Here is a 23,862-nt window from a genome sequence, read left to right on the forward strand (position 1 = left end):
CTATAAAATCAAGCTTTTTTACTGTTTTTGTTCCTTTCTTTACGTCTCTGGGTTACTGCTTGGAGCGGGCAGCCCGGGGAGCTTAAGCGGGAGCCGCACAATTCTGCCAGCGCTTCCTCCGTTATCCCCTTACATGTAAAAAAGGGAACGAAAAGAGTAAAAAAAAGACATGCAGAGCAGGGTGGCGGGAACGCAGCCGGGAGTCTATCATTAAAGGTATTCCACAAAACTCTGCTGCCGGAGGTAATGACTTGAAAGCACCCTTCCCCTTGAAGCCCAGCCGCCGTTTTGTGAGCGTGAAGAACAAGATGCTGTTCTTTTTTCTGCTGGCCATTCTGATTCCGGTTGTGATTCTGTTCGTTAACTCCTATATCTCCTCCCAGCAGATGCTTGAACGTAAATATACGGACCTGCTGGCCGATGTGACGAGACAGTCGAATATCCGCATTGAGGAATTCCTGGAGGACACGAAGCAGATCTCCCTCATCGCCAGCTACGGGATTAACAGCTACATCTCAGCCGTGTCCCAGGAGAACTACCCGGTGCAGAATTTCTTGCACGACAGCTCTGTGACGAACGAACTTCAGGCCACGCAGCTGCTGATGAATTACATCACAATGAAGGACCGCGCCATCTCTATCTATGTCTACAATCTGGTGAACGGCAGCGACCTCTATGTGGCCCCGAACAAGCCTGTCGATTATACCTACAACCCCCGCAAGGAGGACTGGTTCACCGAATTCCTGCGTTCTGACGATATTACGCGCGATTTGCCGACCCGGCTGGACCGGCAGACCAAGGCGGACAACAACTGGACGATCTACAATCTGCGCAAAATCTTCGATATGGAGAACGGCAAGCTGCTCGGCGTTATGGCGGTAAGTGTAGACATAGATTTCATCAACCGGCTGAACAAGCGGATGGAGGCAGGCAACCGTTCAGCCTTCACCGTTACCGATGACAGCGGTATGATTATATTCAACAACAATTATAACCTGATCGGCAAGCCGTTCAGGACACTCTTTCCGGTGCGTGAGGAAGAACTCGCCGCAGGTTCAGGCAGGCAGATAGTCCGCGTAGCCGGGAAGAACTATATTCTCATCCAATCGCCGTTTGAGGTCCATAACTGGAAGACTTATATGTATATGCCGGTGGAAGAGCTGGCGGTCGAAGGCGACATCCTGAAGCGCAACCTGTGGACGATTGCTGTTGTGCTTATCCTGTTTGCCCTGGCCAGTTCGGTGTATATGTCGAATCTGATCACCCGTCCGATCAAGCAGCTGATCCGCAATATGACGCTGGTGGAGCAAGGGAAATTCGATAATCTGCCGGCGGTCCGCTCGAATGACGAGATCGGTGTCATGGCCAGCCGGTTCGAGCAGATGTCCGCTGAACTGAAGCAGCTGGTGGAGCGGATCTACGTGGAGCAGGAGCAGAAGGTGGAGGCCGAGATCCGGGCCTTGCAGGCACAGATCAGCCCCCATTTCCTGTACAATACGTTGAATTCGGTCAAATGGATCGCCACCATGCAGCAGTCTGAGAAAATTGTAGAGATGACTGGGGCGCTGATCTCCATGCTCCGCTATACCGCCAAGACGGACAACCGGCTGGTGCCGATCCGTGAGGAGCTGGAGCACATCAGGCATTATATCGTCATTCAGAAGGTGCGTTATTTCAACCGGATCGAATTTCGCTCTGAAGTGGAGGAGACCCTTGCGGAGCAGGAGATTCCGAAGCTGAGCATCCAGCCGCTGGTGGAGAATGCGATCTTCCACGGAATTGCCGACCAGGAGGACGGGCTGCTGTCTATCGGGGTCCGGCGGGCCGGGAATGCAGAACTTACCATTACGGTAAAAGACAACGGTGCAGGCATGAGCGCTGAGGCGGCTGCGAAGCTGCGCAGCAGGCTGGGCGGCGCAGAGGACAGCGGCGGCATCGGCGTGATCAATGTGCATCAGCGGGTACGCCGGTTATACGGCGAGCCGTACGGGGTATCGTTCGAGAGCAGCCCGGAGCAGGGTGCGGTATTCGTGATCACCATTCCCATTCGGGACAGGAAGGGGGGCTATTGAGTATGCTGGGTGTGATTATCGTGGATGACGAGCTGCTGATGCGTATCGGTCTGAAGTCGATTATCCAATGGGAAGATGAGGGATTCACGATTCTGGGGGAGGCCGCCAACGGACGCGAGGCGCTGGAGCTGGCCGGGACGCACCGGCCGGATCTGATTATTACGGATATCAAAATGCCGGTGATGGACGGCCTGGAGCTGATCCGGGAGGCCCGGCGGCTGGACATCGGCGGAGAGTTCGTCATCCTTAGCTGTCTGGAGGAATTCCAGTATGCCCAGGAGGCGCTCCGGCTTGGGGCGGCGGACTATCTGATCAAGAGCGATATGAAGCCGCAGCAGCTGTTGCATGTGCTGGAGACGGTCAAGAAGCGGGCCGTCCGCCTCTCCGCAGGCAGCTCCGGCGGAATGCCGCCCGGCTCCTACAAGGAGAGTATCGAGCATTTGAAGGAGACGCTGTTCAAGGAAGTGCTGAGCGGCTTCAAGGGCACCGAAGAGGTGCTCGCCCGGCGTGAAGCGCTGCACATCCGCCTGCCGGACGGGCCGATGGTGCTGATGAAGCTGAGGATCAACCGGTTCGACCAGCTCCGGCGCAAGTATGTGGAGCAGGACGAGAAGCTGCTGCGCTATTCGGTGGCGAATATACTGGAAGAGATCCTGCCCCGCAAGCGGGCGAAGGAGATCATCGTCATGAATTCTGCGGAATACGTACTGCTGCTTGATCTCGGGGAGGAAGGGCGGATTGTCCGCGCGGAGATCGAGCGCGCCGCTGCCAAGATCCAGGCGGCGATGAAGGATTTCCTGAAGCTGACCCTGTCGATCGGTATCAGTGCTCCGGCCTCCGGCTTCGACCGGCTGAAGCGTGCATACCAGGAGGCCGACATGGCCCTGGAGGCACTGTTCCTGGAGAACGGCAGCGGCCTGTGCTTCTATGATGAGGCCCGCAGCAGGCAGAGAAGCGGAGAACGGCTGACCCTCGACAAGTCTGCCCTGCGGAGATTCAGGCAGGATACAGAGAGCGGCAGCGGGGAGGCGATAACCTTCCTGAACCGCTTGAAGGAGTCCTTGCTGCAAGAAGGCTGCACGAAGCAGGCGGCGCGCTTAGTCTATATCAGGATGCTGGCGGTGATTCAGTCCTGCTTCCCGGCGTTGCCCGAGCCGAATGAAGCCGGGCTGACCCTGTACGAGAGCATTCTCGGGGAGGAGAGTCTGGAGGGGCTGCACGGGCTCATTACCGGTTATCTGGAGCAGTGCAGAGCGCAGATGTCGCAGGGACAATCCTCCCGGAGCTATGCGGAGCAGGCCAGTGAGCTGATGATGCAGCTCTATGCAGAGGATATCTCGCTGCAGTCGGTGGCGGAGCAGATTAACGTGAACGCCTCCTATCTCAGCCGGGTGTTCAAGCAGGAGACGGGCGAGAACTTCGTCAGCTTCCTGACCCGGCTGCGCATGGAGAAGGCCAAGAGCATGCTCAGGGACAGGAACACCAAGGTCTATGAAGTTGCCGAGCGCGTGGGCTATCCGAACACCGCGTATTTCAGCAAGCTGTTCAAGAAGCTGAACGGCATGAGCCCGGAGGAATACCGGGGCTAGATTGGCAATTGTCAAAAAAAGAACAGAGTCTGTAAAAGAAGTGCATCCGCTGAGGGTGCACTTTTTGCCGCTTCCGGGGAATGGTCAAAAAAAGGAAATGTTACGTAAAAAACCGCCATTTCGATACCGTCCGCCTTCGCCTACTATTGGAGGTGCAGCAGATGCAGCACATCCTAAATGGAAGTTGGGGGTAATTCTAGTGAAGAAAAAAAGCTTAGCAACCGTATTATCCATCCTGCTTGCAGCGGCCACCATGACCGCTTGCGGCAATGGTAACAGCAACAGCAATAACGAGCCGGCTGCACCATCGGCAAGCGCGTCCGCAGAGGCAGCGGCTACACAGCAAGCAGGCGGAGAGAAGGTCCAGCTGACCTACGCGATCTGGGATTCCAATCAGGAGAAGGGACTGCGGACCATTGCCGATGAATTCGAGAGCAAGAACCCGGACATCAAGGTCGATATTGAGGTGACCGGCTGGTCCGATTATTGGACGATGCTGGAAGCGGGAGCCACCGGCGGCTCGCTGCCGGATGTATTCTGGATGCATTCCAATGAGATCTACCGCTATGCGAATAACGGCATGCTGCTTGACCTGACTGATCGTATAAGCAAGAGTGAGGACGTCAAGCTTGAGAATTACCCGGAAGGCCTGAACCAGATCTATAATCTGGGGGGCAAGCAATATGCGGTTCCGAAGGATTTCGATACCATCGGGCTGTGGTACAACAAGACGCTGTTTGACCAGGCAGGTGTGAAATACCCGGATGAGAACTGGACCTGGGATGATCTGCACAGTGCAGCGAAAGCGCTCACCAAGGACGGGGTATACGGCTTCCTTGCGCCGATGCACAACCAGGAGGGGTATTACAACTTCGTCTATCAGAACGGCGGCACCATTATTACAGCGGACAAGAAGTCAGGCTATGACGATCCGAAGACGGTCGAAGCTCTGGATTTCTATGTAAGCTTTGTACGAGACGGGCTGTCGCCAGAGGTGTATGGGGATGCCGAGCGTGCCGATCTGCTGAAGAACGGCAAGGCGGCAATGGGCTTGTTCGGTTCATGGAACCTGAGCGGGTTCACAGAGAACGAATTCATGGCGAAGAATTTCGATGTGGCCGTCCTGCCCAAGAAGGCTGTGCAAGCCTCCATCTACAATGGTCTGGGCAATGCGATTGACGCCAAGGCGAAGCATCCGGAGGAAGCGTGGAAGTTCGTAGAATACTTAAGCTCCAAGGAAGGCCAGGAGCGCCAGGCGGAGCTGGGCGTTGCCATCTCGGCGTACAAAGGCGCGGCTGACAAGTGGGTGGATTCGAACAAGACCTTCAACATCAAGGCATTCGTCGATATGGTGGATTATGGCGTAATTCGTCCGTATTCCAATACAACAGCTGTCTGGGAAGACAAGGCTTATGAAGCGCTGAAGCCGGCATTCTCGGGCAAGGTTACCGTGGAGGAAGCAGCCCGTAATGCAGCCACAGTGATGAATGAGAGCCTGGCGGAAGAGAAATAAGCAAGAGTCATATGCCTGCGGCAGCCTCAGGGCTGCCGCAAGTTTGATAGGAGAGGAAAGCAGATGAATCATACCGTCAAGAGGAAAATTGGAGCCAAAACCTGGAATGAATGGTCCTGGGGCTGGTTTCTGATCGCGCCAACGATGATCGGCCTTATCGTCCTCAACTTCATCCCAATAGTGCAAACCGCTTACCTTAGCTTCTTCAAGAGCGGAGATTTCGGCAGAGGCAATATCTACATCGGCGGGGAGAATTACCGCAAGCTGATTCATGATCCCCAGGTATGGCATGCTGTCGGCAATACACTGCTCTACACCTTGCTGGTCGTTCCTGTCAGCATAGCCATAGCCATGCTGGTAGCAGTCCTGCTGAACGGTAAGCTCGCGGGCCGCTCGCTGTACCGCACGATCTATTTCATCCCGATGGTCGCCGCTCCTGCGGCAGTTACCATGGTATGGCGCTGGATGTATAACCAGCACTACGGCCTCATTAATTACGGGCTATCCAAGCTGGGCCTTCCGGCCGTCAACTGGACGACGGACCCGAGGGTAGCGATCTTATCCATTGCGGTGATCGGAATCTGGAGTGTCATCGGCTATAATATGGTGCTGCTGCTCGCCGGTCTGCAGGAGATCCCGAAGGATTACTACGAGGCCTCGGATATCGACGGAGCCAGCCGGATGCGCCAATTTTTCGTGATCACTCTGCCGCTTGTAACGCCAACACTGTTCTTTGTTGTAGTGACCACGATTATCCAGGCCATGCAAGTGTTCGATGTCATCTATATGATGATCGATGTGAGTAACCCGGCCTATGACCATACAGTATCGCTTGTGTATCTCTTCTATAATAATTCGTTCAAGTACTCGAACAAGGGTTATGGCTCAGCGATTGTAATGGTGTTGCTCGCGCTGATCATGATCATCACCTTCTTCCAGATGCGGGCGCAAAAAAAATGGGTCAACTACATGTAGGAGGCGGCACTATGGCCAAACATAAACAACTTAACCGTATCTTAGCCCACCTTGTGCTGCTCCTGGGAGCAGCCGCCATGATTCTGCCGTTCGTCTGGATGGTGCTGACCTCGTTCAAGTCGGTTACGGAGTCCACCTCGATGAATCCGTTTATCTTTTTCCCCAAGACCTGGCGGGTGGAGAATTATCTGGAGGTATGGCGTCAGAATAATTTTTTGATCCTGTACTGGAATACGTTTGCAATGATGGCGCTCAGGGTGCTGTGCGCGGTGATGTTCAGCGCGATGGCGGCGTATGCTTTTGCCAGACTAAGATTTCCGGGGCGTGACTTCTGCTTCAGTCTGGTGCTGTTCCAGATGATGGTGCCGACCCAGATCTTCATCATCCCGCAATATCTGATGGTCGATGCGCTGGGGATGCGCAATACGATCTTTGCCCTGCTGTTCCCCGGGCTGGTCAGTGCCTTCGGCACCTTCTTATTGAGACAATTCTTCATGGGCCTGCCTAAGGAGCTGGAGGAGGCGGCAAAGATCGACGGCTGCAATATCGGCCAGACCTTTGCCAGAATCATGCTCCCGCTGGTCCGCTCCGGTCTGGTGGCCCTCGGGATATTCACCGCCCTCTTCTCCTTCAAGGACTTGATGTGGCCAATGATCGTCAACACAAGCTCGGATGCAGCGACTCTCTCTTCGGCTCTGGCGAAGATTCAGAGCGCCTTTGCCGTAGACTATCCGGAGCTGATGGCGGCTTCCGTGCTGGCGATTTGGCCGATGCTGCTCATCTACATCCTGTTCCAACGGCAATTTATCGAAGGGATTGCAACTTCAGGGGGCAAGCTCTGATTGTCTGTTGACTGCCATCTATCGGATCGGCCAGAATATAACGATAGGACAAGAACGTTACAGAAGCGAACGGAGAACAGATGAAGGAAGGGGAAGCGTCATGAAGAAGTGGAGACCCGGAATCGGGGGCAGCATTGTTCTGCTGCTGTTCACGATTGGCGGCTGTGATACCCGGAGCAGTACAGACGCTTCCCTGCTGTCCGGCGGAGGCGGAGCGGCAGACATCCGCGAACCCGTCACCCTCCGGTACTCCAGCTATCTGCTGGATACGGCACAAGCAGGCAAAGTGTATTTTGACGCGATTGCCGAATTTGAGAAGCTGTATCCCCATATCCAGATCGATGCAGATTTCATCCAGAACAATAATTATACGGCGGGGATCAAGATCCGGCTGCTGGGCGGCGAGAGGGTGGATGTATTCGATACGTGGTCGCCCAGCCTGTTCGAGGAATTCCGCGCTCTGCGGAGCGATATGTACCTGGACCTGACCGGAGCCGATTTCCTCAAGGAATTCTACCCTAACTCCCTGCTGCCGGTTACGGTTGGCGGCCGCGTGTACGGCGCTCCCGAGGTGATGCACAGTGACGGGCTGCTCTACAACAAAACCTTGTTCGACTCTCTCGGGCTGGAGGTTCCGCGCACCTGGGACGAGTTCCTTGCGCTCTGCGTGAAGCTGAAGCAGGAAGGGCTTATTCCGGTGGCAATGGATGCGGAGTGGTCCACAGCCCAGTTCTTCTGGGGGTCTATCATGTCGGATAACGGGGCGGATGCCGCCTGGACGAAGAAGCTGGAGAACGGGGAGATCCGGACCCATGATCCGGTGTTCGTGGATGCCATCCAGAAGCACCGGGAGATTATCGACCGGGGGTTCGTGCCGCCGAACTGGAAGAGCCTGAAGCATGAGCAGGCCAAGGATCTGGTCGGCACAGGCCAGGCGGCTATGATTATTACCGGGACCTGGGACATTCCCAGCATCAAGGAGCGGAATCCGGCTCAGGATATCCGGTTCATGATGGTGCCGGGCAGTGTGCGGACGGTGCCGAACATCAATGTCGGCACGTACCGGGTGATCAGCTCGCGGACGGAGCATCCCGAAGAGGCCAAGCAGTTCGTGGCGTTCATGAACGGCAGGGCTACGCAGGAGAAGCTGGCCGCAGGCGCTTTGGCAGTGCCTTCGGTCATCTCGGCCCCGACGGACCGGAGTGATTCGGTCTCGTCCATTGCCGCTGCGGTAACGCGCGAGGACGCCACGCTCTATTGGCCGCATACGGTATCGACCGAGTCGCTCCAGGTGAAGATTCTGGAGGGCGTCAACCAGTATCTTGCCGGACAGCCCATGGAGACCGCACTGGCCAGTATCCAGCAGGCGATTGATGAGGCTGCGGCGAAACGGCGGAAATCAGAGTGACCTGAGCAGGAGATGGGCGATGTCTCTAGAATATAGTCAGGGAGGCAGTTGAATATATAGACTGAAAGGGTAGGACAAAATGGTTAAATACAGGACGGCAGCTCCGCACGAACGCGAGGAATACATAGATTTGGCCAACCTTGCCTTCCGCTTTGATTTTGAAATTCTGATGCCCAAGGCGTATGACAAGAGCGTAGATTCATCAGCGATGCATAAGGTTGCTGTGGATGAGCAAGGCAGGCTGCGCGCGCTGGTGGCTGTTTTTCCAGAGTCTCTGACGGTATGTGATCATACGCTGCGCACCGGCTACTTGGGTACGGTATCCGTTCATCCGCGTGCGCGCGGCGAAGGGCATATGAAGGCGCTGATGAACCTGTGGCTTGAAGAGCTGCGCGGTACATGTGATATGGTTGTATTATATGGACAGCGGCAGAGATATGAGTATTTCGGCTTCACGCTTGGCGGTGTCATGCTCAAGTATACCGTGACAGAGGCCAATGTGCGCCACAGCTTAAGAGGGTTGGATAACACCGGGATCTCCTTCCGTCCGCTGTTTGAGGTTGAGGGAGGAGCAGAATTTGCGCATAACATGAACACCTCGCGGCTTGCTTATGTTGAACGCAGCTTAGTGCAATTGCCGCTGATTTTCGGTACACTCTGTCAAAAGGCAATCGGCATTCTGGATCAGGGCAGGCTGATCGGTTATCTGGTTGCCAACGAAGCGGGCGATGATATAGCTGAATTCGCAGTGGAGAATCCGGACGATATTCTGCGGACAATTAAGGCTTACATGGCTTACAGCAGAGCCGGGCGAATAACGTTGCACGCGCCGGAATATGACATCCCGCTGAATAAGGCTCTTGGCGGCATTGCCGAAGACTTCGTAATCGAGAATTCGGATATGTATCATATTCTGGATTTCGCCAACGTCCTGAAGGCGTACCTTACGCTGAAGTTCAAGACCACAGGCATTATCCCGGGAGAATTCTCCGCAGTAATGGACGGACAGCCGGTGACGGCGCGGGTGGGCGAAGAGGGGGTTACGGTTGAGCGGTCAGCCCGGCCGGATGCCGTGATTCTTGACCGGCAGCAGGCCCAGGTCCTGCTGCTCACGCAGCACAGCCGTTATATGGCAGTGGATGCGCCTATAGGCTGGTTCCCGCTGCCCCTGTTCTGGTACAAGATTGATAAATACTGATTCATCCGTTACGTGATAATCCCGACCCGATGCGAGGAATGGACAAGCCGGATAAGAGCGCTTACGCGCCTGCCTCCGGCTTGTTAAACGTATAATATTTTGGGGAGCGCAAACAGTTGGATTCTCTCCACTTGCTGAGGAACAAATGTACCCTGGTAGAACAGCAGTTGGATAAATGGCACTTAAATAATCGCATTTCAACCCAAGCAGCTGAAACCACCCGTAGTAGTTGGAGTTTTTCCACTTGCTTGCCCGTAATCCTCCGAAATCCACAAACTAAGATACATTAATCCACTTACTTATTGTACCAGTGTAGTCGGTATCCCCCAGCGCCCGCCGGTTTGCCATCACTCTTCCATCCAGCTCATATATTTCCCGCAGTAAAGGCTTCACCGTCCTGACAGAAGGATGATGAAGCTGTTCTCGCTTCTCCAGTCTAGATGGACTTGCGGAATTCCGCCGGAGTCATGCCGGAGAAGTTACGGAACAGCTTGATGAAGTAGCTGACGTTGTCATAGCCCAGCTGCTCCGCGATCTCCACGATGGTCAGGTTCGTCTGATTCAGGAGATCGCGGGCCTGTTCCATTTTCATTCTGGTCACATACTCAATGAAGGTCAGCCCGGTCTCCAGACGGAATAACCGGCTGAAATGGGTGGGGTTCAGGCCCAGACGCTTCGCCATCTCCTCCATGCCAACCTTCTCGCCTATATGATTCATCACATAACGTTTGGCTTCGGCTATTTCTTTGCGGACATTCTGCTTCCACATGGAGCTTAGCATGAGTATTTTATCCTTCAGGAATTCCTCCAGCCATTCCATGAGCTGCTCCAGCGTTTCGAATTCCTGGATTGAGCGCTGGAGCCGCTCACTGTTGAAGTTGTTGACGAAGTTTTGCATGACGACATATTTCAATTCCAGCTCCATCACCATTTTGAGCAGCCAGCTCTTCACACTCTCCACCGGATATTTCTGGTCCCCGACATACTGCTTGATCTCCCTGACCTTGGCCGCAAGCTGCGAGCTGTCCTCCTGCTGAATGCAGTCCCTTAGCTGCTGGAGGATCTCCGAATAATGCACGAACAGGTCCTCGCCGCTGGTCTGGACAGGCGCATACTTCATAATCGCTCCCTCGGCGGTATAGAAGCGCAGGGCATGGGAATCCAGCAGCGCCTGAATCTGCTTCTTAATGTCGATCAGACTTGGAGTATCCTCCCCGTAAAAGAAGGAAATCCCCATCCGCAGATGCAGCTTCGCCATTCTCTGAACATGCCGGAATTTATTACGGAACTCCTCATAAAGATTGCGGACGAGGATATGCGGCAAAGGAATGAACAGGATGAACTGCCGTTCCGTCAGCGCGAACTGGATAATGCCGTCTATCTCCAGGAATTCCTGCAGCATATTATCCATCACGAACTGCAGGTTCACCACTCCGCCGAACCGCCTCTCCAGCTCATAGGAGCGCTCCGGGACCGCCAGTACAGGCAGATACGGGGTGCCTTTGTGCAGGCTGATGCCCATCGCTTCGGCTTGTCCGAACCACTCGGCTTCATCCCAGACCGGCTGCTCCACGAACATGCGGATGAACCTGGTCCGGATGGCGGCATGGTTCTGGCTGACCAGCTTCTCCATCTGGAGATAGTGGTTACGGGATTTCAGCTTCACCTCCAGCCGGGCCACCGCTTCCGTCAATACGGCAATCACCTGATCGATCTGCAGGCTCTCCTTCAATATATATTCGGCCACATTCAGTTTCACAGCCTTCTGGGCATATTCGAATTCCCCGTGGCAGGACAGGATAATCGTCTGAAGCTGAGGGTTCACCTCCCGCGCCTTCTGGATTAGCTCCAGTCCATTCATCGCCGGCATGCCGATATCCGTAAGCAGAATATCCGGCTGATGCAGCTGGCAGGCTTCCCAGGCCTGTCTGCCGTCCGAGCAGCAAGCCGATAGTTCAAGGCCGAGGGTGTCCCAGGGAATCGAAGTGCTTAAATACTCCAACACCGGATAATGATCGTCTGCTAGTACTACTTTATAGGTCATGATTATCTGCTCCTATCCGCTTCACGGGCATGATTAATTGTACGGTGGTGCGTCCCTTGTGAATGCTCTCAATGTTCATCTCGAAGAGCTCACCGTAGATTAGCTTAAGCCGCTGGTAGACGTTGATTAATCCGATGCCGTGAGCGGACTCTGCCACTGGCGTCCCTTCAGCACTCAGGGCGCCTATCTCCGCATCCTTCTGCCTGATGTGCTGAAGCAGAGCTACGAGCGTATGCTCCTCCATTCCCGTGCCGTTATCCTCGATGGTAATGGTTAGCCTGGACTGGACGAGTCCGATGGTGATGACGACCCGCCCTCCGCCCTGCAAGAACCCGTGCTTGTAAGCATTCTCAATAATGGGCTGCAGGATGAACCGCGGCACCGTCTCCAGCAGCAGCTCTTTGTCCACATGCACTGCATATTCCGTAGGATATCTCATCGTGAACCGCATTAACTCCATATACTGCTTCGTGAAATCAAGCTCACTGGCAATCGAGACGAATTCCTCCCGGCTGGAAAAGCTGGCCCGCAGCATAGCGGAGAGGGAGCCGACAATCGCAGCATTCTCCTCATCCTGCTTCATGAGCAGCTTCAGCCGGATCGAACTAAGCACATTGAATAGAAAATGCGGGTTAATCTGGGCCTGCAGCATCGCAATCTCCGCCTGGCGCTTCAATTCCTGCTCCGTCTCCACCTGCCTGAGCATCAGCTGCACCCGGTCCAGCATGTTATCGAAGGAGTGCCCGAGGCTGCCGATCTCATCGGTTCCCCGGATACCCGAGCGCACCATGAGATCTCCGTCCTCCACCCGGCGCGCCGCCTTGCCCAGGACAAGCACAGGCTTGGTGAATCTCCGCAGCAGCACAGTAAGCGCGAACAAGAAGCTGACCGCAAACACCGTCTGAATAATCAGGCCGGTCCGGTTTATCCCGTTCAACCGTTCCGTCAGCTGCTCATAGGGAGCAACACTGATCAACCTCCACTTGGCATATTTCAGCGGCAGCGAGAGGAGGAGCTGGTTTTCCCCTTTGAACTTGACGATGTCAGGGAAGGCCAGCTCTTCTACTGGCAGCAGCTTGTCAAAGCTAGTGCCTATCAGCTCCTGGTTCCGGTTCGACAGAATGTTCCCCTCTTCATCCAGCAGATACACATCCTCTTCCAGTGAAGCAAACCGCTCACGGATCGAAGCCTCACTGCGGCTGACAATCAGGTAAGCGTAAGGGGCGGCAGTTGTTTCTTCTCTTAAGGCGCGTGCTGTCATGAAGATATAAGGCTGCTCAGCCCTCAGGGACGTCAGGTAATTGTCTTCTGCTCCCATAAATAAGGTATCATACGGCGGGAGCTGCTCCAGAGTAGCGAACCAGCGCCGCTTCAGAAATTGCCGGGGATCATAATCATAGAAGGAATAATCGGAATAGGCATGTCCTTCCTTGTCCAGCAGGGTAATCCGCAGATCGATGGTATCTCCGGCCACCTGCTCCAGGCGGCTGGTCAGGGTCCGCGCAGCTACGGGATTAGTCTTGGCATCCTCCAGCAGGGTCTTGATCTCCGGATCGAAATGGACGAAGTTCGACACCGACACCATCTCTTCGAATATCACATCAATCTGCGACTGGACAATTCTCAGGGACTGCGTGGACTTCTCCAGGGAATGCTCCCGGATAATCAGCTTGGAATAGACATTGGTAATATAGATCATCCCCAGTGCCGGAATCACCAGGCAGGCGATGGAGGTAAGGATTAGCTTTTGCCGGAAGGAGAGCTGACTGAGCCTGTGCTTTTCTTTCATTAATATCCCTCCCGTAGTAGACCTTCACAGACTTATGGTACTTGATTCTGCGGTTCGGCTCATCCAATAATTTTTTCAATTTAGAAAAAATAATGCTATACAAAGTTTTCGCCACAGATAAATTCGTTGCATGTGCTATGAAATTTGCCCTTCTATAATAAAGCTACAAACATAAAAAGAGGTGGATAAAGTGGAGGTTATTACTGAAGAGGGAACGGCAAAACGGTCCGGCAGCCCCGGGATAAGCAAGATGCGCAAGCAATCCTTTTACGACAATATTGCAGGGTATTTATTCATTGCCCCCATGCTCATTCTGACCGTAACGCTGGTAATTATTCCGATTCTCCTATCCGGTGTGATCAGCTTCTCGAACTGGAACTTTGTATCCGGGCTGGACGGGTTTCAATTTGTCGGTCTGGATAACTACAGCCGGCTGGTGCAGGATGAGTCCTTTCACCGCTCGCTCTACAACAACCTGATCATGATCGCCGTCGTTCCGGTTGCGATGTTCCTGGCGCTGGTACTGGCGGTGCTAATCAATAAGGCAACGTATTTCAAAACCTTTTTCAAAGTGATCTATTTTATGCCCTTCATCTCAAGCTTCGTGGCGATTGCCCTGCTCTGGAGAGTGCTCTATCACCCGAACAACGGTCCGATCAACGGCTTCCTCAGATCTATAGGGTTCGAGCATCCGCCTATGTGGCTGGCTGATCCCAAGTTTGCCCTGATCTCGGTCATGATTATTATGGTCTGGACTTCCCTCGGCTTCAATATGGTCATCTATCTGGCGGGCCTGCAGAATATCTCACGGGATTTGTATGAAGCCGCCGATGTGGACGGGGCCTCACCGCTCAGACAATTCTTCAGAATTACACTGCCGATGCTGTCGCCTACGTCCTTCTTCCTGCTTATCACAGGAGTTGTGGGGTCCTTCAAGGTCTTCGATCTGATTATGGTGTTAACCGGCGGCGGTCCGGCAGGCTCAACCTCAGTTATTGTCTACTATCTGTACGAGGTGGCGTTCGTGAATCTGGAGTCGGGTTATGCTTCGGCGATGGGCATTATTCTGCTGATCCTCATCCTGCTGGTGACCTTGTTTCAATGGGTCGGACAAAAGAAATGGGTCAACTACTAGGAGGTATACACATGCGATCGATCAAGCTTAACCGGGTTATTGTCACCGTCTTCATGGCGGTTGCGGGCATTCTGTTCATTATGCCATTCTTATGGATGCTCTCTGCTTCCTTCAAGCCTGAGCTGGATGTTATGAAATATCCGATAGAGTGGATTCCGGCGAAATGGAATGCGGTGGAGAACTATAAGCAGGTCTGGGCGGGTGCCGTGCCGTTCACACTCTATTACTGGAATACGACGAAGGTTACCCTGATGTCTACAGCGCTGTCGCTGATTATCTCCGCTATGGCGGCTTACGGCTTCTCCAAAATCATTTTTAAAGGGCGGGATATTCTCTTCCTGGTTGTCCTGGCCACCTTCATGATTCCAACGCAGGCCATTCTGGTTCCGCAGTTCATTATGTACCGCTGGCTTGGACTGTTCGACAGCCATTTCGGGCTGGTGCTGCTTGCTGCCTCCGGGGTGCTGGGAACCTTCCTGCTGAGACAGTTCTTCCTTGGAATCCATGATGAAATTATTGAATCGGCGCGGATTGATGCTGCGGGCCACTGGACGATCTTCATGCGGATTGCCATGCCACTGGTGCAGCCAGCCCTTGCTACCTATATGATTCTCCGTTTTATCTGGACCTGGAATGATTACCAGAATCCGCTGATCTTCCTTCGTTCCGATTCATTGTTTACCCTGCAGCTGGGCATCCGGAAATTCGCTGATTTCAGCGGCGAGTTCTACTCCTTGATGATGGCAGGCGCTGTATCGGCCATTCTGCCGTTGTTAATTATTTTCATGGTCGGCCAGAAGCAGGTGATTGAGGGAGTTGCGATGGGCAGTGTCAAAGGCTAGACTAATTACATTACAGGGGGCCAAATCATGTCAAAAGTAAAACGCAATCTATTCATCGCCGTACCGCTGTTATCCCTGCTGGTATCCGGTTGCGGAGGCGCCGGCAATGCAGAGAAGGAGCCGGCGGCAACGGGTGCCGGAACAGGTGCAGAACAAGCGGTAACCATTAAGCTGAGCAACTGGTATGCCAAAAAAATGGACAACTGGGATGTCGTGATTGCCGAGTTTGAGAAGCAGCATCCGAACATCAAGGTGGAATTCGCCTCTGCCGAGGACAACAATTCCAATGAATATTATAAGAAGCTCGATCTCGCAGTCGCGGGCGGCGATGATCTGGATATTATCATGTTCAGTAACATGACCTTCCTGTCCCAGCGGGCGGGGCTTGGCATGATCCAGCCGCTGGATGAGTATCTGGCTAAGGACGGCATTAATTTCAAGGATGAATACACCGCCGATACCAGCATTGACGGCAAGGTCTATGGCCTGCCCGGCAAGTCCTCCCAGGGTCTGGTGATTATCAACGAGGATCATCTGAAGGAGGCGGGACTTGAGCTGCCTAAGGACTGGACCTGGGATCAGTACATGGATTACGCCAAGGCGATGACGAAGAAAACGGGCGATAAAACCCGGTACGGAACCTACTTCCACAGTTGGATTCAATATGGCTACGTAGTGCAGAACTTCGGCCAGCCGGTGAATGCCAATCTGACTACCGATGACGGCAAGACCGCCAATATCGACAATCCGTTCATGCGCAAATCGCTTGAGCTGCGGCTTCGGGGAGAAACGGAAGGCTCCGCAACCCCGTACTCCGAGGTGGTCAGCCAGAAGCTGAACTACAGACCGCAATATTTCAACCAGGACACCAGTATGCTTGTTACGGGCACCTTCCTGATCCCGGAGACTGGCGGAACGGATACCATTCCGGCTACCTTCAAGACCGTGTTCGCTCCGCTGCCGAAGATGAAGATCGAAGATCCGATGTCCTCGAACGTGAGCGGGGATGTCCTGAGCATCTACAGCAAGTCCAAGCATAAAGACGAAGCCTACACCTTTATCCGCTGGTTCTCCACTGAAGGGATTGTGCTGCAAGGGAAGAATATCCCGTCCTGGAAAAAAGCTGACTTGAAAGATGTGGTGGACCGGATTATCGCAGGCAGCAAGACCCCGGAAATGATCGACAAGGCTTCGCTGCTCTATGTTCTGGAGAATACTATACCGACTACGGCAGCTACAGCGGTGCCTTATCACGCTGAACTGGAAAAGGTACTCCTGGAGGAATTCGATAAAATGATGCTGTCAGGTCAAAGCATTGATGATACCATTCAGCACGCACAGACCAAAATACAGAAGATTATCGATTCCAAATCCTAAGAAGCAGATATCACAGAGTAGATAGGAGTGCTAACCGTGCTGTATCCAATAATGACGGAAACCCGCAGTTTGTACGATCTGGGCGGGGTATGGAATTTCAAGCTGGACGATGGCTCCGGCTGGGAGGAGAACTGGCAGGCCTCCAAGCTGACAGATACAATCCCTATGGCGGTACCTTCGGCTTATAATGATCTGGGCGTAAGCCCGGAGATTCGTAATCATGTCGGCTGGGTGTGGTATGAGCGGGAGCTGACGCTCCCTTCGAGCATCCTGAATGAGCGGCTGGTGTTGCGCTTCGGCTCGGCCACCCATAAGGCCAAGGTATATATCAATGGAAGCTTGGTCATGGAGCATGCCGGCGGATTCCTGCCCTTCGAGGGCGTGATTAACGGCTATATCCGGCCTGGAACGAACCGGTTGACCGTAGCTGTTCATAACGTCGTGGATTACACCACATTGCCTGTTGGCCTGTACACGGAGACCGAAGGCCCGGACGGGAAGAGGAAGGCGAAGAACCAGCCGAACTTCGATTTCTTCAACTTTGCCGGACTCCAGCGGCCGGTGAGAATCTACTCTACGCCGCGAACCTTCGTTCAAGATGTCACTGTCCTAACCGATTACAAGGAGGAGCTGGAGAAGGGGAAGCAGGGAACCGTCCGCTATAAAGTGGACATTAGCGGTGAAGCCGATATCCGGGTTACGGTGCTGGATGAGGAAGGGGTTGCCGTCTGCTCCGCCACGGAATCCTCCGGGGTGCTGGATATTCCCTACGTCAGGTTATGGCAGCCGCTGAATGCCTACCTGTATACCTTGAAGATTGAGCTGCTGCAATCGGGCCAACTAGTGGATGTATACGAGCTGCCGTTCGGTGTGCGGACGGTAGAAGTGAAGGACGGGCAATTCCTGATTAATGGCGAGCCCTTCTACTTCAAGGGCTACGGCAGACATGAGGATACTCCGTTCCATGGACGGGGCCTGGATGAAGCGGCGAACATTATGGATTTCAATCTGATGAAATGGTCCGGGGCCAACTCCTTCCGCACGGCCCATTATCCTTACGCCGAGGAAGTGATGCGGCTGGCCGACCGTGAAGGCTTCGTCGTGATCAATGAGACCCCGGCAGTGGGCCTGGACCTTAATTTCCTCGTGATGTTCTCAGGGGGTTCGAAGAAGGATACCTGGGCAGAGGTCCAGACCTTCGGACATCACCAGCAGGTGATCCGGGAGCTGATCAACCGGGATAAGAACCATGCCTGTGTGGTGATGTGGAATGTTGCGAACGAACCGGCCTCTTATGAGGATGGGGCGTACGAATACTTCAAGCCGCTGATCGAGCAGCTGCGGGAGGAAGATCCGCAGCACCGTCCGGTTACGCTGGTGACGCATATTGAGGCTTCACCGGCAAATGATAGGATCTCTGAGCTGATCGATGTGCTGGCCTTCAACCGGTATTACGGCTGGTATGTGGACGGGGGAGACCTGGAGTCTGCGAAGGTTAAGCTGCGGATGGAGTTGGAAGCGTGGAGCCAGCGGTGCCCCGGCAAGCCGATGATGATGACCGAATACGGAACCGATACCGTGGCCGGACTGCATGATGTGGAGCCGATCATGTTCACGGAAGAATATCAGGTGGCGTTCTACCGGGCGAATCATGAAGTCTTCGATGAGTTCCGGGAGTTTGTGGGCGAGCAGGTCTGGAATTTCGCCGACTTTGCCACCAGCCAGGGCATCATCCGCGTACAGGGGAACAAGAAGGGCATCTTCACCCGTGACCGCAAGCCCAAGGCGGCAGCCCACGAGCTGCGCCGCAGATGGACGGCGATACCGGATTTTGGCTATAAGAAGTGAAATGAACTTTCGGTTGCAGCGCAAGCTTGCAAACCTGCAAGCCTGCAAGTTTGCAAACTTGCAAGTCTCCAACCCTTCAAGCCTCCCGTTATGGGAGGCTTGTTTTTTTACAACAACCCCCGGCTCGGCTGGGGGGCCTTGATGATTCGTGGCAAGAGGGAAGGGCGGACGGAGTTGGAAAAAAGGCATTTAATTTTGCCGTAATCGAGGGTTATAGGGAAGCAGTTGGAAGAAGTACACTTAATTCCTGGAATCCGATGGATTTAGCAGAAGTTGGGCTGAGTAAGCTGCATTTTTCCAACTAATTAGTTCACGTAGCCCTTTACCGTCATATTAAATGTACAATTTCCACTTCTATAAGTCCGCCATCATGAGTCAGACGCTGTAGCCCCCCCACCCCCTAATGATCCAGTCCCGCCTTCCGCAGACACTGCGCCTTCCCGCTCCACTTCCCGCGAACATTCTACATTCTGTTTTATTCCTGCTTGGCATATCTGCCCGGGGACATGCCGGCCACTTTGGTGAAGCTGCGGATGAAATTGGCGTAATCGCTGAAGCCAGATTGATAGCAGGCCTCGGTGATGCTAAACCCTTCGCGGAGGCAGGCCTTGGCTAATGAAATCCGGCGGTCCAGTATGTAGGAACGTAGCGTCAGGCCTGTGTGCTGTTTGAACTGGCGGCTGATATAGGTGCTGTTCAAATGAAAGGTGCTGCTAAGCTGCTCAAGCGTGAGGGTCTGGCCCAGATGGGCATCAATATACTCCATGGTCCTGCGGACCAGCTCCGGCATGATATCCGCAGGAACGATGCTTGTTCTATGAAACACGGTGTTGGTCAGCACCAATAATTGAGCAAGCATGCTGTTGGCGAGGATATCTGCCCCATACGCATCGGATGAGAGGGCCTTCTCCAGATCACCGGTCAACCGGAGAACCTGCTGAAGCTCGGCTTCCTCCAGATGAACGATGTTGCCCTTTCCCTTCGGGCGGTAGTCGAAGCACCAGGATAGCGGGGTAGCCGGAGTAGACAGGCGGTGCAGATAAGATTTTTGGAGATTGATCGTAATCCGTTCATATTCCGATTCATCCTGGCTGAAGGAACGATGCATCTCTTCCGGGTTCAGTACAAGCAGATCTCCGCGCTGCAGGTGGTAGCAGCTGTTCTCAATATAGAACTTGACGTTGCCGCGCAGAAATAAGTACAGCTCATACGCTTCATGGCGGTGATAGAAGGTTCCCATATTATAGGTGGTTGTCCTGTGCAGGTAGAGGTAATCTTTATGGATAGGGTCATAGCGAAGCTCAAATGGCTCGTTCATGGGTAACCTCCGGATCATTTTGCGCAATAATAACAGCGGAACCTGCAATGATTCTTCTCTGGAACTACTTTAAAATGACATTATCCTAGCATGCAGGAATAGGATTTGCAACCCTTTTATCGTATTACAACAGACTGGAGGACAGGATAGTGGAACTGATTATAACGGCAAGAAGCAAGACTCAGGAAGGTTCTGAGTATACCAGACTTAACGGGCATGGACTACATGCATCCGTAGAGATAACAGGCGGGGCAGGCAGTGCGCGGCAGCCTTTTCAGGCTCATGTACAGATTACGAATCGGAACAGCACGCCTTGGTCAGGCGTCATTCACGTGGAGCTGCCGTTTGCCAAGAAGGATCCGCGTTTTTTTCTTCCCGCAGTTATGTATGGCCGTAACCGGGGAGAAGCTCCGCAGAATGTCCCGAACGAATTCCCAAGATTAAGGGAGGGCCAGCCCGCGCGTCCTTCTTCTTCCTGGTGGATGGTGCGCAGCGACCGGCTGTCGCACCCTGCAGCGCTTGTATATGACACGGGCAAAGTGTACGGATTATGCGCCAGCCCTTATTTTATATACAAGGAGGGAGAGAAGCTCCAGTGGAAGCCTGGGCTAAATGGGGAGTTCTTGCAGTATGGCGGCTTCACCTGCTCGCTTGCCAAGGGGACGGTCGGGTATACGCTGGGGTATGAGAATGCTCCGCTTCTGTTCATCAAATCGCATCTCGTCAAGGAGCGGGCACCGCTGGAGGAGAACTGCTTCGAGCTGGCGGCTTCGGAATCTGTAGAGTTCACATTGGATCTGTATGCGTATGCGGCCGGGTCTGAGCTGGGCATCCATGCTGCACTGGAAGAGATCTATTCCCGCTATCATCAGCCACCAAGATCCGGCAGTGATAGGCGGACCGCTGTAGCCGATCTATCGAAGGCAATCTATCAATATGCGTGGCTGCCTGAGGACCGGAGCTATACAACTTTTGTCTATGAGGATAAGGAGACAGGCGGGTACCGGTACAACAAAATCATCTCCACCAGTTGGACAAACGGACTGACTGTAGCCACTCCTATGCTGATGGCTGCGCTGCGGCTGGGAGATGAGACTATGCGCGGGCAGGCCCTCTCCTGCATTGAGAATATTATCGCGAACTCTCTGAACCCGGCTTCCGGTCTCCCTTACGAGGCCTATCAGGACGGGAAATGGAGCATTCACGGCTGGTGGTTTGACGGGATGCGCACGCCGGGACATTCCGCTTATCTGTGCGGACAGGCCTTATTCTATATTATGAAGGCCTATGAATATGAGAAAAGGCTCAATCATGTCATCCACGAGGACTGGGTGGACTTCGTGCGCAAGATTCTCCCTGTACTGGAGAGAAGCCGGAATTCGGACGGTGAGTATCCTACGATTCTCTCCGAGAGAACCGGTGCCGGGCTTGAATACGATTCCTTCAGCGGGACCTGGATCATGGCTGCAATAGCTTACTATAGCTGGCTAACCGGAAACCGGTCGCATCTGGACAGCCTGAAGCGCAGCGAGCGGCATTATTACGAGACCTATGTAAGACGGCTGGAATGCTATGGTGGGCCGCTTGACACGGATAAAGCGATAGATTCTGAAGGGATTCTGGCGTATATCCGGGCGGTCCGGTATCTGCATGCCCTTACCGGGGATGAGCTGTATCTTGATCATATGAGAGATGCCCTTGCTTACGAATTCACCTTCAAATTCGCCTATAATTCTCCGGTGAAAGTGCCGCCGCTGAGCACGGTGGGCTGGTCCAGCTCCGGGGGGAGCGTGACCTCAGTCGCCAATCCGCATATTCATCCCATGTCGAGCAGCGTGGTCGATGAGCTGTATTATTATGTGAAGCAGCGTGAAGATCCGTATGTGAAGCAGCGGATGCTGGATACCGTGGGCTGGGGCTGTCAGACCTACAACAGATATGACCGGGAGTTCGATCATGGCTTGACGGGCTGGATGTCCGAGCGCTTTTGTCATTCCGAGGGTCTGGTGACCGAGACCTACAGTGACGGCTCACCGGCCAGCACCTGGTTCTGTCTGATGCCCTGGGCCAGCAGCAGTATTATTGAAGGTCTGGTTGGCGATTACTGGGAGGCGGACAGCAAGTAGCGCTATTAATTCTCAATGTTGATATTCTGCCAAAAATATAACCGCCCTGCAGAGGGCGGTTAATTAATTAAGCTGTCGTAAATTTCATACCAGCCGTCTGCACTACATTTCCTTGAATTTCAGTGGAACCATCTTCTACGAATACCGGAATTTCAAGTGCTGATATCAACTTAGTCCAGAACTTAACAGCTTTTACATTCGATTTGAACATCCCCACCTCGTAGCGGCCAGAATACAGTTTGAAGATTTGCATGACAGCATCTTTGGCTATATTCGTGCCTCTGTATTTGGGCAATATAAACAGCTCCTGCACTGAATAGTCCACTCCCTTTGCAACATAAGGAGGGGAGGTAACCAGAATAAACCCAACGATTTTGTCATCAAACTTGATAAAGTAAGGATATAACCGTTCATCCCTATAATACGGCGAGATATCTTCCATTTCGAATGTACCTTCTGCTCCAATATCCTCCTGAGAGTAAGCAGAAAGCTCATAGAGATAATAATTAAATAAGTTTTCAAATTGTTCTTTGTTTGTACCTGTTATTTGTTGAATTGTCGCTTTCATCTTATTAACCCCCATATTTTCTCAGTACCCTAACGATAGAGTATCACACATTACGTCGAACGTAAGGTGAGAAGACAGCTATAATTAACGTTACCTTTTTCAAAAGAATGCCCGGGCACTCAGGACAGCATACTGGCCCGGTATCTGCCCGGGGACATCCCGGCGACCTTGGTGAAGCTGCGGATGAAGTTGGCGTAATCGCTGAAGCCGGACAGCTCGCAGGCGGCTGCGACACTCCTGCCGGAGGTAAGGTGGCTCATGGCCAGGGAGACGCGCTTGTTCACGATATAGGAGCGGACGGTAAGCCCCGTGTGCTCTTTGAACAGCTGGCTTATATATTTACCGCTGTAATGAAATTCCTGCTCCAGCTGGGCGGAGTAGATCGGTTCGAGCAGATGCTCCTCGATGTAAGCCATCGTCTGGCGGACCAGCTCCGGCATGAGATTATGCGGCAGGGCGGCGGAAGACTGCTGCAGAGTGTTGATGAATACTAACAGCCGGGTGGCATAGGAATCGGCCAGCAGATCCTGTCCGTATTCCTCGGAGTGAAGGCTATGGATTAATTGATCCGCCAGTCTGGAATAGAAGGCGCACTGGTCGCGGGAGAGCCGGATCAGCGTGTTCTGCCCGGAGGGAAAGGCATTGAAGCAGGCCAACAGGTTCGTGCGGCTGCTGGATAGCCGCCGCAGGGCAGATCTTCTCAGGTTCAGCCCGATCCGTTCATACATCTGATTGTCGGCACAGACACAGCGGTGCATCTCACCTGGACGGATCAGGAACAGATCGCCGGGGGAGAGCTTGTAGCAGGACTGCTCCACATACATATAGGTATTGCCTCTCAGGAACAGGTAGATTTCATAAGCATCGTGCCGGTGGTAAGGCTGAGCCGGGCTGAGCTGCTCTGTGGTGGTTGATTTGTGGAAGCAGATCATTTCTTGGGGAATCGGAGTGAACTCATACTGGGCAAGTTGTTCCATGGCATCCATTCCTTTAACTGGATATATAAGGATTATTGGTATCCGCGCAATATAGTATCGCTGATATGCAACGACGATATATCAATTATTTAATATAATACAGGAATAGGAAGCGCTTGCAAGTGCTTCAAGGAAAAAGGACAAGCCTGTACAGGGTACAGCTGCCGCTTCGATTAGACAGGAGGTGTGGCGGGAGAAGATCCGGCAGAAGTGACATGAGCCCAATTATATTGAAGAGGAG

At 53.4% G+C, this 23,862-nt stretch carries 17 protein-coding genes; 12 read left to right on the forward strand and 5 right to left on the reverse strand.

The genetic code is table 11. The features are described from left to right. Positions 1-251 precede the first annotated feature (251 nt). From NSS83_RS32495 to NSS83_RS32525, 7 genes are all read left to right on the forward strand, one after another. The gene (locus NSS83_RS32495; protein ID WP_341186549.1) at positions 252-2,072 is read left to right on the forward strand and encodes a sensor histidine kinase; all 1,821 of its coding nucleotides are present in this window, start codon (positions 252-254) and stop codon (positions 2,070-2,072) included. Between the two features lie 2 nt (positions 2,073-2,074). Next, positions 2,075-3,661, forward strand: coding sequence for a response regulator (locus NSS83_RS32500; protein ID WP_341186833.1), 1,587 nt, complete (start codon positions 2,075-2,077; stop codon positions 3,659-3,661). Between the two features lie 199 nt (positions 3,662-3,860). After that, positions 3,861-5,174, forward strand: a complete 1,314-nt coding sequence (locus tag NSS83_RS32505; RefSeq protein WP_341186548.1) for a sugar ABC transporter substrate-binding protein — start codon at positions 3,861-3,863, stop codon at positions 5,172-5,174. 63 nt (positions 5,175-5,237) lie between these two features. Beyond that, on the forward strand, positions 5,238-6,149 hold the full coding sequence (locus tag NSS83_RS32510; protein ID WP_341186547.1) for a sugar ABC transporter permease: 912 nt from the start codon (positions 5,238-5,240) through the stop codon (positions 6,147-6,149). A gap of 11 nt (positions 6,150-6,160) precedes the next feature. After that, on the forward strand, positions 6,161-6,991 hold the full coding sequence (locus tag NSS83_RS32515) for a carbohydrate ABC transporter permease (protein WP_339313710.1): 831 nt from the start codon (positions 6,161-6,163) through the stop codon (positions 6,989-6,991). 100 nt (positions 6,992-7,091) lie between these two features. Continuing rightward, the gene (locus tag NSS83_RS32520; RefSeq protein WP_341347341.1) at positions 7,092-8,399 is read left to right on the forward strand and encodes an extracellular solute-binding protein; all 1,308 of its coding nucleotides are present in this window, start codon (positions 7,092-7,094) and stop codon (positions 8,397-8,399) included. Positions 8,400-8,478: 79 nt separating this feature from the next. After that, on the forward strand, positions 8,479-9,597 hold the full coding sequence (locus NSS83_RS32525) for a GNAT family N-acetyltransferase (protein WP_341347342.1): 1,119 nt from the start codon (positions 8,479-8,481) through the stop codon (positions 9,595-9,597). 436 nt (positions 9,598-10,033) lie between these two features. Here NSS83_RS32525 and NSS83_RS32530 read toward each other — a convergent pair whose 3' ends face one another. Together NSS83_RS32530 and NSS83_RS32535 are read right to left on the reverse strand one after the other, a co-directional pair. Continuing rightward, a complete protein-coding gene (locus NSS83_RS32530; RefSeq protein ID WP_209992378.1) occupies positions 10,034-11,641 on the reverse strand; it encodes a helix-turn-helix domain-containing protein in 1,608 nt (535 codons plus the stop codon). Further along, on the reverse strand, positions 11,631-13,430 hold the full coding sequence (locus NSS83_RS32535) for a histidine kinase (protein ID WP_341347343.1): 1,800 nt from the start codon (positions 13,428-13,430) through the stop codon (positions 11,631-11,633). Before NSS83_RS32535 ends, NSS83_RS32530 begins: the two co-directional genes overlap by 11 nt. A 190-nt stretch (positions 13,431-13,620) precedes the next feature. Here NSS83_RS32535 and NSS83_RS32540 point away from each other — a divergent pair, with 190 nt between their 5' ends. The 4 genes from NSS83_RS32540 to uidA are packed head-to-tail and all read left to right on the forward strand — an operon-like array spanning position 13,621 to position 18,632. After that, a complete protein-coding gene (locus tag NSS83_RS32540) occupies positions 13,621-14,565 on the forward strand; it encodes a sugar ABC transporter permease (RefSeq protein ID WP_341186542.1) in 945 nt (314 codons plus the stop codon). A gap of 11 nt (positions 14,566-14,576) precedes the next feature. Next, the gene (locus NSS83_RS32545) at positions 14,577-15,407 is read left to right on the forward strand and encodes a carbohydrate ABC transporter permease (protein ID WP_341186541.1); all 831 of its coding nucleotides are present in this window, start codon (positions 14,577-14,579) and stop codon (positions 15,405-15,407) included. Positions 15,408-15,434: 27 nt separating this feature from the next. Next, positions 15,435-16,784 (forward strand): sugar ABC transporter substrate-binding protein, encoded by a 1,350-nt coding sequence (locus NSS83_RS32550; protein WP_341347344.1) that lies wholly within the window; start codon positions 15,435-15,437, stop codon positions 16,782-16,784. 36 nt (positions 16,785-16,820) lie between these two features. After that, on the forward strand, positions 16,821-18,632 hold the full coding sequence (gene uidA, locus NSS83_RS32555; protein ID WP_341347345.1) for a beta-glucuronidase: 1,812 nt from the start codon (positions 16,821-16,823) through the stop codon (positions 18,630-18,632). Positions 18,633-19,107: 475 nt separating this feature from the next. Here uidA and NSS83_RS32560 read toward each other — a convergent pair whose 3' ends face one another. After that, positions 19,108-19,950 (reverse strand): AraC family transcriptional regulator, encoded by an 843-nt coding sequence (locus tag NSS83_RS32560; RefSeq protein WP_341347346.1) that lies wholly within the window; start codon positions 19,948-19,950, stop codon positions 19,108-19,110. Between the two features lie 149 nt (positions 19,951-20,099). Between NSS83_RS32560 and NSS83_RS32565 the strand changes: the two genes are divergently transcribed. Then, positions 20,100-22,076, forward strand: a complete 1,977-nt coding sequence (locus tag NSS83_RS32565) for a hypothetical protein (RefSeq protein WP_341347347.1) — start codon at positions 20,100-20,102, stop codon at positions 22,074-22,076. A gap of 67 nt (positions 22,077-22,143) precedes the next feature. Here NSS83_RS32565 and NSS83_RS32570 read toward each other — a convergent pair whose 3' ends face one another. Continuing rightward, positions 22,144-22,644, reverse strand: coding sequence for a GNAT family N-acetyltransferase (locus NSS83_RS32570; RefSeq protein ID WP_341347348.1), 501 nt, complete (start codon positions 22,642-22,644; stop codon positions 22,144-22,146). Positions 22,645-22,763: 119 nt separating this feature from the next. Then, positions 22,764-23,621: an AraC family transcriptional regulator gene (locus NSS83_RS32575; protein WP_341186535.1), complete on the reverse strand. Its 858-nt coding sequence runs from the start codon at positions 23,619-23,621 to the stop codon at positions 22,764-22,766. Between the last annotated feature and the right edge of the window lie 241 nt (positions 23,622-23,862).

This window comes from Paenibacillus sp. FSL H3-0469 (assembly GCF_038051945.1).
Classification (GTDB): domain Bacteria; phylum Bacillota; class Bacilli; order Paenibacillales; family Paenibacillaceae; genus Paenibacillus_AQ.